Source organism: Delftia sp. WSY_12 (genome assembly GCF_043104645.1).
Classification (GTDB): domain Bacteria; phylum Pseudomonadota; class Gammaproteobacteria; order Burkholderiales; family Burkholderiaceae_C; genus Comamonas; species Comamonas tsuruhatensis.
Map to the genome: position 1 here is coordinate 325699 of NZ_JBICKW010000003.1, position 13053 is coordinate 338751.

8 protein-coding genes are annotated in these 13053 nt (G+C 68.2%); 1 reads left to right on the plus strand and 7 read right to left on the minus strand.

Going from position 1 to position 13053, the window contains the following annotated elements:
- Nucleotides 1-59: 59 nt before the first annotated feature.
- From narI to ACF8LI_RS01770, 7 genes are all read right to left on the minus strand, one after another.
- Entirely contained in the window at nucleotides 60-797 is a 738-nt protein-coding gene (gene narI / locus ACF8LI_RS01740; RefSeq protein ID WP_047218517.1) for a respiratory nitrate reductase subunit gamma, read from the minus strand.
- Nucleotides 794-1507: a nitrate reductase molybdenum cofactor assembly chaperone gene (narJ, locus tag ACF8LI_RS01745; RefSeq protein WP_047326399.1), complete on the minus strand. Its 714-nt coding sequence runs from the start codon at nucleotides 1505-1507 to the stop codon at nucleotides 794-796. Before narJ ends, narI begins: the two co-directional genes overlap by 4 nt.
- Nucleotides 1508-1518: 11 nt before the next feature.
- Complete coding sequence (gene narH / locus ACF8LI_RS01750) at nucleotides 1519-3060, minus strand: nitrate reductase subunit beta (RefSeq protein ID WP_012203041.1); 1542 nt, start codon at nucleotides 3058-3060, stop codon at nucleotides 1519-1521.
- 18 nt (nucleotides 3061-3078) lie between these two features.
- Entirely contained in the window at nucleotides 3079-6933 is a 3855-nt protein-coding gene (locus ACF8LI_RS01755) for a nitrate reductase subunit alpha (RefSeq protein WP_046239789.1), read from the minus strand.
- Between the two features lie 67 nt (nucleotides 6934-7000).
- Nucleotides 7001-8461 carry an MFS transporter gene (locus ACF8LI_RS01760; RefSeq protein ID WP_392411849.1) on the minus strand — a complete coding sequence of 487 codons (1461 nt, stop codon included), beginning with the start codon at nucleotides 8459-8461 and terminating at the stop codon, nucleotides 7001-7003.
- Nucleotides 8462-8477: 16 nt separating this feature from the next.
- On the minus strand, nucleotides 8478-9800 hold the full coding sequence (locus ACF8LI_RS01765; RefSeq protein WP_034363526.1) for a nitrate/nitrite transporter: 1323 nt from the start codon (nucleotides 9798-9800) through the stop codon (nucleotides 8478-8480).
- Nucleotides 9801-9956: 156 nt separating this feature from the next.
- Nucleotides 9957-10919, minus strand: a complete 963-nt coding sequence (locus ACF8LI_RS01770; RefSeq protein WP_180318212.1) for an AraC family transcriptional regulator — start codon at nucleotides 10917-10919, stop codon at nucleotides 9957-9959.
- Nucleotides 10920-11049: 130 nt separating this feature from the next.
- Between ACF8LI_RS01770 and ACF8LI_RS01775 the strand changes: the two genes are divergently transcribed.
- Nucleotides 11050-13044 carry a TonB-dependent receptor gene (locus ACF8LI_RS01775; RefSeq protein WP_392411852.1) on the plus strand — a complete coding sequence of 665 codons (1995 nt, stop codon included), beginning with the start codon at nucleotides 11050-11052 and terminating at the stop codon, nucleotides 13042-13044.
- Nucleotides 13045-13053: the final 9 nt, after the last annotated feature.

The following is a 13053-nucleotide window of genomic DNA, read 5'->3' on the forward strand; positions in this document are numbered from 1 at the left end:
ACGCGCAGCCGCAGTGGCCGCCGCCCGATCCGTTGCATCCATGTTCCATGTCGATCTCCTCAATGGCCGGGCTTGGCGTCACGGCGTGCCGACGATGCGGGCAGGCCCAGGCGGCGCGAGCGCACCAGCTGGTAGGGGCGCAGCAGGTAGACCAGGGTGCCGAAGCCGCTCCAGACGTGGACCAGGCGCGTGAAGGGGAAGACCAGGAAGATGCTCATGCCCAGGAACATGTGGGCCTTGAACACCCAGCCGGCATCGGCCAGCAGTTCGGCCGCGCCGCCACGGAAGGTGACGATGCGCTGCGCCCATTCGGCCAGGGCCATCATCATGGAGCCGTCCATGTGCTTTGCCGACAGCGGTATGGTGGCCAGGCCCAGCAGCAGCTGCAGCCACAGCAGCCAGAGGATGGCGATGTCGCTGAACCTGGAGTTGGCGCGGATGCGCACGTCCGACAGCCGGCGGTGCAGCAAGATGGTGAGTCCGATGAAGCCCAGCGTGCCCGCGATGCCGCCGCTGACCATGGCCAGCAGCTGCTTGGCGCCTGCGGCCATGAAGGGCTCGTAGACGAAGTGCGGCGTGAGCATGCCCACGGTGTGGCCGAAGAACAGGAACAGCACACCGATGTGGAACAGGTTGCTGCCCCAGCGCAGGCTGCCGCTGCGCAGCAGCTGCGATGAGTCGCTCTTCCAGGTGTACTGGTCGCGGTCGAAGCGCAGCCAGCTGCCGATGAAGAACACGGCCAGGCAGATGTAGGGGTAGAGGCCGAAGAGCAGGTGGTCTATCCAGGAGGGGGTCATGTCAGGCTCCTTTGGCGGGGTCCTTGGGCTTGGGGCGCCGCCGTGCGGCGCACGAAATGCACGGGCTGCTCGGCGCCGGGGCGGGATTTGCCCTGGCTGCTGCAGCCGTCGAAGGCGGCGGGTTCGGCCCAGGCCTCGTCCATGGCGGGCTCGGGGCGGATTTCCACGCGCTCGGCCCTGTGGCCGGTGATCTCCAGCACGGCCGCGATCACGCTGGCGTAGGGGCTGTCGCGCCGCGCCAGCGCCGTGAACAGGGCGTTGAGGATGTGGGCCATCTCGCCCAGGAATTCACGGGCGATGGCCGGCGGCTGGGTGGAGGCGAACTCCAGCACCACGGCCAGGTGGTCGGGCAGTTCGTCGGCCTCGAAGGCCAGGCCCGCGCGCTCGTAGGTCTGCTGCAGGTCGATCAGCGCCGGGCCCCGGTCGGCCGAGTCGCCGTGCACATGCTCGAACAGGTGCAGCGAGGTCTGGTGGCCCCGGTCGAAGGTGTCCACGTAGCGGGCCTCGGCCTCGAAGGGGTCCATGGCCTGCAGCTGCTCGGCCAGCTGCTGCAACTCGCGCAGCCGCGCGGGCGCCACGGATTGCTCCAGGCGCAGGGCGTCGATCAGGCCCGGCAGCAGGGCGCGCAGCTCGGCGCCGGGGTAGCCGATGAGGCAGGCCAGCGCGCGCAGCGTCAGGCGCACGGGGGTGGAGGTGTTGTGATTGAACATGGCGGCAGTCCTCACATTTGCGCGCGGATGGGGATGGTGCGCGGCTTCTTGCCGCCGAACAGGCTGGCGTCGGTGCTGCCGTCGGAGCAGCCGTTGCCGAACGAGAAGCCGCAGCCGCCGCGCAAATCGAACGCGCTTTCGGCGTATTCGCGGTGGGCCGAGGGGATGACGAAGCGGTCCTCGTAGTTGGCGATCGCCATGGTCTGGTACATGTCCTCGACCTCGTCCACCGTCAGTCCCGCGTACTGGAGCACGGCCAGGTTCTGCTCCTGGTCCACGTGCTTGCTGCGCTGGTACGCGCGCATGGCCAGCATGCGTTCCAGCGCGCGCACCACGGGCGTGGTGTCGCCGGCGGTGAGCAGGTTGGCCAGGTACTGCACGGGGATGCGCAGCTGCGAGACATCGGGCAGGTCGCCATTGATGGGGCTGCGGCCGACACTGTCGAGATGCCCGGCGTTCGCCGCCGAGGTGATGGGCGACAGCGGCGGCACATACCAGACCATGGGCAGGGTGCGGTACTCGGGGTGCAGCGGCAGGGCTACCTTCCAGTCCACTGCCATCTTGTAGACGGGGCTGGACTGGGCCGCCTCGATCCAGGCGTCGGGGATGCCGTCGATGCGGGCCTGGCGGATGACCTCGGGGTCATTGGGGTCCAGGAAGATGTCCAGCTGCGCCTGGTAGAGGTCGCGGTCGCGCTCCACGCTGGCCGCTTCCTCGATGCGGTCGGCGTCGTACAGCAGCACGCCCAGGTAGCGGATGCGGCCCACGCAGGTTTCGGAGCAGACGGTGGGCTGGCCGGCCTCGATGCGCGGGTAGCAGAAGATGCATTTTTCGGCCTTGCCGCTTTGCCAGTTGTAGTAGATCTTCTTGTAGGGGCAGCCCGAGACGCACATGCGCCAGCCGCGGCACTTGTCCTGGTCGATGAGGACGATGCCGTCCTCCTCGCGCTTGTAGATCGAGCCCGAGGGGCAGGACGCCACGCAGGCCGGGTTCAGGCAGTGCTCGCACAGGCGCGGCAGGTACATCATGAAGGTGTTCTCGAACTGGCCGTAGATGTCCTTCTGGATCTGCTCGAAGTTCACGTCATGGCTGCGCTTGCTGAATTCGCCGCCCAGGATTTCCTCCCAGTTCGGACCCCATTCGATCTTCTCCATGCGCTGGCCCGAGATCAGGCTGCGTGCGCGCGCCGTGGGCGCGGCCTTGCTTTCCCTGGCCGACTGCAGGTGCTCGTAGTCGTAGGTGAAGGGTTCGTAGTAGTCGTCGATCTGGGGCAGGTTGGGGTTGGCGAAGATGCGCATCAACAGGCTCCACTTGCCGCCCTGGCGGGGCGCGATGGAGCCGTCCGTGCGGCGCATCCAGCCGCCGTTCCACTTGGCCTGGTTTTCCCACTCGCGCGGGTAGCCGATGCCGGGCTTGGTCTCGACGTTGTTGAACCAGGCGTATTCGACGCCGGGGCGGCTGGTCCAGACGTTCTTGCAGGTGACGGAGCAGGTGTGGCAGCCGATGCACTTGTCCAGGTTCAGCACCATGCCGATCTGTGCGCGGATTTTCATCGTGTTTCTCCTTGTTGTTCAGGCATGGGCGGCCGCGCCGGCCTCGGCTTCGTCGTCGAGCCAATCTATGCGGCGCATCTTGCGCACCAGGACGAACTCGTCGCGGTTGGTGCCGATGGTTCCGTAGTAGTTGAAGCCGTAGCTGTACTGCGCGTAGCCGCCGATCATGTGGGTGGGCTTGAGCACGATGCGCGTGACCGAGTTGTGGATGCCGCCGCGCGTGCCGGTGATCTCCGAGCCCGGCGTGTTGATGGTCTTCTCCTGCGCGTGGTACATCATCACCATGCCCGGCTTGACGCGCTGGCTGACCACGGCCCGCGCCGCGATGGCGCCGTTGGCGTTGTACAGCTCCACCCAGTCGTTGTCGGCGATGCCGGCGCTCTTGGCGTCGTCCTCGCTGAGCCAGACGATGGGGCCGCCACGCGCCAGCGTGAGCATCATCAGGTTGTCGCCATAGGTGGAGTGAATGCCCCACTTCTGGTGCGGCGTGATGAAGTTCAGCGCGATCTCGGGGTGGCCGTTGGGCTTTTGGCCCTGCACTTCCTGCAGCGCCTTCATGTGCACGGGCGGGCGGTAGCTGACGAAGCCTTCGCCGAAGTCGCGCATCCACGGATGGTCCTGGTAGAACTGCTGGCGGCCGGTGAGGGTGCGCCATGGGATCAGCTCATGCACGTTGGTGTAGCAGGCGTTGTAGCTGACCTTCTCGCTTTCCAGGCCCGACCAGGTGGGCGAGCTGATGATCTTGCGCGGCTGGGCCTGGATGTCGCGAAAGCGGATCTTCTCGTCCTCGCGGTGCAGGGCCAGGTGGGCGTGTTCGCGCCCCGTCTGCTTCGACAGCGCCTCCCAGGCCTTGACGGCCACGTGGCCGTTGGTCTCGGGCGCCAGCATCATCACCACCTCGGTGGCGTCGATGTCGGTGACGATGCGCGGGCGGCCCTGGCTCACGCCTTCCTCGCGCACCAGGCCGTTGAGCTCGCCCAGCTGCTCCACCTCGGTCTCGGTGTTCCAGCCGATGCCCTTGCCGCCGTTGCCCAGCCTGTCCATCAGCGGGCCCAGGGCCGTGAAGCGCTTGTAGAGGTTGGGATAGTCGCGCTCGACCACGGCAATCTGCGGCGCGGTCTTGCCGGGGATCAGGGCGCACTCGCCCTTCTTCCAGTCGCGCACGCCATCGGGCTGGGCCAGCTCGGCGGGGGTGTCGTGCATTAGCGGCGTCAGCACCACGTCCTTTTCCACGCCCAGGTGGCCCACGCAGACCTCGCTGAAGGACTTGGCGAAGCCCTTGTAGATCTCCCAGTCGCTCCTGGCCTGCCAGGCCGGGTCCACGGCCGCCGACAGCGGGTGGATGAAGGGGTGCATGTCGCTGGTGTTGAGGTCGTTCTTCTCATACCAGGTGGCCGTGGGCAGGACGATGTCCGAGTACAGGCAGGTGGTGCTCATGCGGAAGTCCAGCGTGACCAGCAGGTCCAGCTTGCCTTCGGGCGCCTTGTCGTGCCAGCGCACTTCCTGCGGCTTGGCCGAATGGCCGGCGCCGGGCCGCCCCAAGCCGGCCGCCCCCTGGGGGGAGGCGCGCAGCGCATCGGGGGGGTCTTGTTCTCCAAGGTCTTTTCCTTGCACGCCATGGGTGGTGCCCAGCAGGTGCTTGAGGAAGTACTCATGGCCCTTGCCCGAGCTGCCCAGGATGTTGGAGCGCCACACGAACATGTTGCGCGGCCAGTTGGCCGGGTGGTCGGGGTCCTCGCAGCTCATGGACAGCGAGCCGTCCTGCAGGGACTGCACCACGTGGTCCTTCACGTCCAGGCCCTGGGCCTGGGCGTCGCGCACCAGCTGCAGCGGGTTGGCCTGCAGCTGCGGCGCACTGGGCAGCCAGCCCATGCGCTCGGCGCGCACGTTGTAGTCGATCATGGCGCCGCCGTACTGGCTGCGGTCGGCCAGCGGGGACAGCACCTCTTCCACACCCAGCTTCTCGTAGCGCCACTGGTCGGTGTGGGCGTAGAAGAAGCTGGTGGAGTTCATCTGGCGCGGCGGGCGCAGCCAGTCCAGCGCAAAGGCCAGCGCGGTCCAGCCGGTCTGCGGGCGCAGCTTTTCCTGGCCCACGTAGTGCGCCCAGCCGCCGCCACTCTGGCCGATGCAGCCGCACAGCATCAGCATGTTGATGATGCCGCGGTAGTTCATGTCGCAGTGGTACCAGTGGTTCATGGCCGCGCCGATGATGACCATGGACTTGCCGCGCGTCTTCTCGGCGTTGTCGGCGAACTGGCGCGCAATGGCGATCACCTGGTCACGCGGCACGCCGGTGATCTTTTCCTGCCAGGCCGGGGTGTAGGGCGCATCGGCGTCATAGCCGCCATCAGCGCCCTCGCCTTCCAGACCGCGGTGGATGCCGTAGTTGCCCGCCAGCAGGTCGAACACGGTGGCCACGATGGCCTCCTCGCCGTCCAGCACCATGCGCGAGACGGGCACGCGGCGCAGCAGCACATCCGTGCCCTGCTCGTTGGCGTCGAAGCCCGGCGACTGCAGGCCGCCGAAGTAGGGGAAGGCCACGTCGGCCACTTCACTGTCCACGCCCTGGCCGTCCAGCACCGAGAGCTTGAGCTGCACGTCGTTGCCCGTGCGCGCCTCCTTGGATTCGAGGTTCCACAGGCCCTCGTCGGCACGGCCGGCCTCGCCCCAGCGAAAGCCGATGGAGCCATTGGGCAGGGCTACGCCGCCGTCCTCGCCGTAGGCCACGGTCTTCCACTCGGGGTTGCTGTCCTGGCCCAGGTGGCCGTCGAAGTCGCTGGCGCGCACATAGCGCTCGGGAACCAGGGCCGTGCGGCCGTCGGGCAGTTGCTGGCGCTTGAGGCGGATCAGCAGCGGCAGGTCGGTGTAGCGGCGCGCATAGTCCTCGAAATAGGCCGGGCGGCCGCGCTCGCCGAAGTAGAACTCCTTGAGGATGACGTGGCCCATGGCCATGGCCACGGCCGCGTCCGTGCCCTGCTTGGGGTGCATCCACAGGTCGGCCAGCTTGGCGACCTCGGAGTAGTCGGGCGTGACGGCCACGACCTTGGCGCCCTTGTAGCGGACCTCGGTGAAGAAGTGGGCGTCGGGGGTGCGCGTCTGGGGCACGTTGGAGCCCCAGGCGATGATGAAGTTGGAGTTGTACCAGTCGGCGCTCTCTGGCACGTCGGTCTGCTCGCCCCATGTCTGGGGGCTGGCCGGCGGCAGGTCGCAGTACCAGTCGTAGAAGCTCATGCACACGCCGCCGATCAGGCTCAGGTAGCGGCTGCCTGCGGCATACGAGATCATGGACATGGCCGGAATCGGCGAGAAGCCGATGATGCGGTCCGGCCCGTGCTTCTTGATGGTGTAGACGTTGGCCGCCGCGATCATGCGGTTGACCTCGTCCCAGCTGCTGCGCACGAAGCCGCCCAGGCCGCGCTGCTTTTGCCACTCGCTGCGCGCATCCGCGTTCTCGACGATGGCGGCCCAGGCATCGACCGGGCTCCTGGCCACGGCCAGGGCGGCACGCCAGTGCTTGAGCAGCCGGCCGCGCACCATGGGGTATTTGACGCGGTTGGCGCTGTACAGATACCAGCTGTAGCTGGCTCCGCGCGCGCAGCCGCGCGGCTCGTGGTTGGGCAGGTCGGCGCGCGTGCGCGGGTAGTCGGTCTGCTGGGTCTCCCAGGTCACGATGCCGCCCTTGACGTAGATCTTCCACGAGCACGAGCCCGTGCAGTTCACGCCGTGCGTGGAGCGCACCACCTTGTCATGCGCCCAGCGGTCGCGGTAGGCGTCTTCCCAGGTACGGTCCTCGCCCGTCACCTGGCCATGGCCGTTGGAGAATTCCTGCCGGGGCAGGGAGAAGTAGGAAAGCTTGTCCAGAAAATGGCTCATCGCGGGACTCCTTGTTGTTCGTTGCGGTGCGTTGCTGTTCGGTGCAGTAGTGCCTGCGGCCCGGGGCTCAGCAGGGCATCTCGGCGTTCCTGCGCGCGTAGTACCACCAGGTCACGCCCACGCACAGCACATAGAAGGCGGCAAACACCCACAGCGCCAGCTCGGGCCCGCCCGTGGCGGCGATGGAGCTGCCGTAGCTCTTGGGGATGAAGAAGCCGCCGTAGGCTCCCAGCGCGCCCGCAAAGCCCAGGGCGGCCGCGCCTTCGGTATTGCCCTCCTTGAGGGCATGGACCTGGGCTTCCTCGCTGGGATGGGCGCCGAGCTCGCGCTGCTTGAGGGCCAGGAAAATCGCCGGGATCATGCTGAAGGTCGATCCGTTGCCGATGCCCGTGGTCAGGAACAGCACCAGGAACATCAGGAAGAAGCCCATGAAGCTGCCCTCGGCAGGGCCCAAGCCCAGCGCGTAGCCGCCGCTGCCCTTGGGCAGGAAATACAGCACGCCCACCACGGCCACGGCCATGACGAGGAAGTTCCAGAACGTCACGCGCGCGCCGCCCGCCTTGTCGGCCAGCCAGCCGCCAAAGGGCCGTGACAGCGCGCCCAGCAGCGGGCCCAGCCAGGCATAGGCCAACGGATTGACCGCCGGGAACTGGCTCTTGATCAGCAGCGGAAAGCCGGCGGCAAAGCCGATGAACGAGCCGAAGGTGCCCAGGTACAGCAGGCACATCACCCAGTTGTGCTTGCGCCGGAAGATGGCGGCCTGGGCCGCGAAGCTGGCCTTGGCGTCGGCGATGTCGTTCATGCCGAACCAGGCGGCCAGCGAGGCGATGGCGATCCACGGCACCCAGATGAAGGCCGCGTTCTGCGCCCAGACCCGGGTGGTCTCGCCGGCCTTGGTGATGGTCTGCGCATCGCCGCCGAAGACGCCGAAGATGCCGGCCGTGATCACCAGCGGGCTCAGGAACTGCACCACCGATACGCCCAGGTTGCCCAGGCCCGCGTTCACGCCCAGGGCCGAGCCCTTGCGCTCCTTGGGAAAGAAGAAGCTGATGTTGGCCATGCTGGAGCTGAAGTTGCCCCCGCCCAGGCCGCACAGCAGGGCCAGGATCAGCATGGTCGGATACCCGGTGCTGGCATCCTGCACGGCGTAGCCTATGCCGATGGCCGGGATCAGCAGCGAGGCCGTGGACAGCGCCGTCCAGCGGCGCCCGCCCATCAGCGGCACCATGAAGGAATAGAAGATGCGCAGCGTGGCGCCCGACAGCGCGGGCGCGGCCGCCAGCCAGAACAGCTGGTTGGTGGAGTAGGTGAAGCCCAGCGCGGGCAGGTTCACGGCCACCACGCTCCAGACCTGCCAGATGGCAAAGGCCAGGAACAGGGCGGGCACCGAGATCCAGAGGTTGATCCTGGCGATGGCCTCGCCCTCGCGCTCCCAGAACTGTTTGTCCTCGGGGCGCCAGAGGGTCAGCACGCTGCCGGGGCGGCTGCGCGCGGATGCCTTTGCGGCGGTCTTGGTGTTCGCATGCATGTGCAACTCCTGCGGTTCAGCGCGCGGCCGGCTGCACATCGCTGTGGCCGCCGTGGCTGTTGAGCACGTCGGTGCGGCGCACCTCGGTGAAATACATCCAGATCAGCGACACCCAGACCACGCCGTACAGCAGCATGAAGGCGCTGGAGCGGATGCCCGTCCAGTCCAGCAGCACGCCGAACAGGATGGGCAGGATGAAGCCGCCCAGGCCGCCGGCCAGGCCCACGATGCCGCTGATGGCGCCGATGTTTCCGGGGTAGTCGTCGCTGATGTACTTGAAGACGCTGGCCTTGCCGAAGGCCATGGCAATGCCCAGCACGAACATCAGCGCGGTGAAGGCATAGACGTTCAGGCCCAGGTGAAAGCGGGTGCTGCCCTCGGTGGTGAGTACCGTGAAATCCGTCTGCGGATAGGACAGCAGGAACAGGCAGATCCAGCACACCCACAGCACCCACCAGGTCACGCTGTGTGCGCCGTACTTGTCCGACAGCCAGCCGCCGATGGCGCGCAGCACGCCGCCCGGCAGCGAAAAGCAGGCCGCCAGCAGGGCCGCCACGCGGATGTCCAGGCCGTACTCGCCCACGTAGTACTGCACCATCCACAGGCTCAGCGCCACATAGCCGCCGAAGACGATGCTGTAGTACTGGCAGTACTTGAGCACGCGCGGGTCCTTGAGCGCCTTCAACTGGTCGCTGAAGCGTACGTTGCTGGGCACCAGGTGGGCCGGGTCGCTGTGGCTGAACAGCCAGAACAGCACCAGCGCGCCCAGCATGATGGCCGCATAGGCATGCGGCACGGCGGCCCAGCCGAAGGCCACCAGGATCACCGGCGCCACGAACTTGTTGACCGCCGCGCCCGAGTTGCCCGCGCCATAGATGCCCATGGCCATGCCCTGGCGCTCCTTGGGAAACCAGCGCGCCACATAGGGCGTGCCCACCGAGAACGAGCCGCCCGCCAGGCCCACGAACAGGCCGATGGTCAGGAAGTGCCAGTACTCGGTGGCATAGCCCATCACCCAGATCGCGGGCACGGTGACGGCCATCAGCACCGCCATCACGATGCGCCCGCCGAAGCGGTCGGTCCAGATGCCCAGCGGCACGCGCACCAGCGAGCCCGTGAGCACGGGCATGGCCGTGAGCAGGCCGAACTGCGTGGCGTTCAGATCCAGCATCTTCTTGATGGGGATGCCGATGATGCCGAACATCATCCAGACCATGAAGCAGACGGTGAAGGCCAGGGTGCTGACGGCCAGGACCGACCAGGCCTGGCGGTCGTGGCGTGTGCCTGTGCTGGTGCTCTTTCGGGGGTCGCCCTGTGCGGTGGGCGCTGTGTTTGCCATTTTGTTTTCCTCGTGGGGGCTATGGCTTCCATGGTCCCGCGCGAGGGCCGCGCCGCACATCCGCCAGCCGTACGCTCGGACAAGGCGGAAGAACTAGGAGCGCGCAGGCGGGCCTAGTTCCAAAGAACTATCGAGGACAAAAAGGCTTGACGCAGATCAGGAGCGGCGGCCGAAGACCGATTTCGGGCTGCGCCCGTAGAACCGCGCAAATGCAGCACTGAAGTTCGACGGATGGGCATAGCCCACCTGCCAGCCGGCCTGGGCGACCTGGCAGCCGGTCTCCAGCAACGCCCAGGCGCGGCGCATGCGCAGCTCCAGCAGCAGGGCCTGGGGCGTGGTGCCGAAGACGGCGCGAAAGCCCTGCTTGAGCCGGTGCTCGCCCAGGCCCACGGCGGCGCTCAGGTAGGCCAGGGTCAGCGCGCGGTCCATCTGGGTGGACAGCAGTTCGCGCGCCTGCTCCAGCCGGGCCAGTTCGTCGGCCGACCAGCGCGGTGCCGCCTTGGCCGGCTGCGGCGCAGGTGCCAGGTGGCGCAGCTCCAGCGCGGCCAGGCTCAGCATGGCGATGTGGCGGTCCAGCGCATCGGTGGGCTGGTGCCCGGGCGGCTGGGCCAGGCGCCGCGCCAGCGCCAGGCTGGCCGGCAGGCTGGCGCGGTGGTCCAAGGGCCGCACGCCGGCCGCGCCGTCCACCTGCGTCAGCCGCTGCGAGAGTTCAGGCCCCAGATAGCGGTCCAGCGCTGCGCCCGACAGCAGCAGGCGCAGCTGGCGCACGGTCTGGCCTGCCGCATAGCGGCGCTCGCCCTGGCTGCCGCGAAAGGCTGCCAGCGTGGTCTGCCCCGCGCCGAAGCGCAGCGCCGCACCCGTGCGCGCCACAAAGCCCGATTCCCCGGCCAGCCCCAGCGTGATGACCAGGGTGCGGCCCTGGTCCGAGGCATCGGCCTGCACGCTGTCCTCCACCAGGTCGCGCAGCGGGCAGTAGTGCGAGCGCGCCAGCACGATGCCGTCGCCCAGCGTGAAGCGCTCCGCATGGCAGTCGCCCAGCTCGGCGGGCAGGGCATGCCGCGTCCAGCCCGGTGCACAGGGCTGGGGCAAGGCAAGCGAGGAAGGGATGCGGGAGGTCATGGGAGAGGAATGGATGCGCGCTTCGCATAGGAAACGCTCCGGCGCGCATACGTTTTCAAATGATAGCGATTCTCATCTTCCATAGCATCGGTCTCCAACGAGATTCCCTTTTGGAGAGGACGAGAAAACCATGGCATTCCCCCTTCGCTGGCCGGCCGCGCTGGCCCTGGTCCCCTTCACGGTGGCGGCTCAGGGCCAGGCGCCCGAAGCGGCCCTGCCCGAGATCACGGTCACGGTGAACAAGCAGGCCGAGAGCCTGGACGCCGTGCCCGCCAGCGTCTCCGTCTTCGACGGCGCGGCGCTGGAGGCGGCCGGCGTGCGCGGGCTGGACGCGCTGTCCGCCCAGGTGCCGGGCTTTGTGTTCCAGGCCTTCGGCCAGTCGGGCGTGCAGCCGCCCGTGATGCGCGGGCTGACGGCCAACTTCGTGTCGTTCTCCTCATCCACGCTGCTGCTGGTCGATGGCGTGCCCACGCTGATGGCCCAGGGCTTCGAGCACAACCTGCAGGGCGTGGACCGCGTGGAGGTACTGCGCGGCCCGCAATCGACCTTGTACGGCCGCAATGCCGAAGCGGGCGTGGTCAGCATCGTCACGCGCCAGCCCGGCGACGCGCCCTATGCATCGATCAGCGCCGAGGCCGGCAACCACGGCCAGCGCGCGGGCAGCTTCGAGCTGGGCCGTGCCCTGGTGCCGGGCCAGCTCTACATCGGCCTGTCGGGCGAGTGGCGCGCGCAGGACGGATTCATACGACAGCAGGGCAGTGGCGCCCGCATGGACGACCGCGAGCGCGCCAGCGGCCGCCTGGCCCTTCGCTGGACGCCCACGGCCGAGACCGAGGCCACACTGCGCTACGCCCAGCAGCGCTGGGACGACGGCGCCGCGCAATGGGGCAGCATTGCCGCGCCGCGCGCCACGGTGAACTCGGGTACGGACAGTTGGAACCGCTCGCGCGGGCAGACACTGTCGCTCGATGTCTCGCACCGCTTTGCCTCGGGCCTGCGGCTGCGCTCCATCACCGCACGCAATGTCTTCGACGACCGCGTGCTGCAGGACACGGACTTCCAGAGCGCCGACCTGCTCCATGTACGGCGCGACTACCGCCTGGCCACGACCTCGCAGGAACTGCGCCTGGAGGGCGAGGCCGCAGGCCTGTGGAACGCGCGCTGGCTGGCCGGCCTGTACCTGGACCGCGACGACCATGACCTGCGCTACGAGCAAAAGCTGCCCGCCGCGCTGATGCGGCCCACGGCCGGACTCAAGGGCAGCACGGCGGCGCTGTTCACGCACTGGACCGTCCCGCTGTCCGAGCGCTGGACGCTGGCGTCCGGCGCGCGCGTGGAGCGCAACCGCGTGGAACTGGCCCCCGTGGGCGCGGCGGCGCGCAGCGACGACTGGTCGCGCTTGAGCCCCAAGCTCTCGCTGCAATACCAGTGGTCGCCCCAGGGCCAGGTCTACACCAGCCTCAGCGAGGGCTACCGCGCGGGCGGCTTCAACGTGTTCTCTCCGGCCATGGGCTATGCGGCCTACGAGCCAGAGACCGTGCGCGCCTGGGAGATCGGCGCCAAGGGCCGGCTGCTGGGGCAGCGCCTGCGCTATGCGGCCTCGGTCTACACCCAGCAGGTGCGCGACATGCAGGTGCAGCAGATGGGCCTGCCGGGCGTGGTCTACATCACCAATGCGGCGCGGGCGCGCTCCACGGGTGCGGACTTCGAGCTGGACTATGTGTTCGGCGGCGGCTGGCAGCTGCAGACCGCCCTGGGCCTGAACCGCACGCGCTTCGGCAGCTTCCGCGACGGCGCCGCCGTCTACGACGGCCACCGCAACCCGTTTGCGCCCGACATGACGGCCCATGTGGCGCTGCGCTACGACGCGCCCGGCCGCTGGTGGGCGCAGGCCGCCGTGCAGGGCACGGGCAAGGTCTACCTGGACGCCGCCAACGCCTACCGCCGCCCCGGCTACGGGCTGCTCAACCTGTCGGCCGGCTATGCCCAGGGGTCCTGGGAAATCGCCGCCTACCTGCGCAATGCCGCCAACCGCCGCTACGACGCCGTGGGCTACCTCAACGGCCAGGTCGTGGTCTACAGCCCGCCGCGCGAGTTCGGCGTGCGGCTGACCTGGCGCATGTGACTCCCTTTC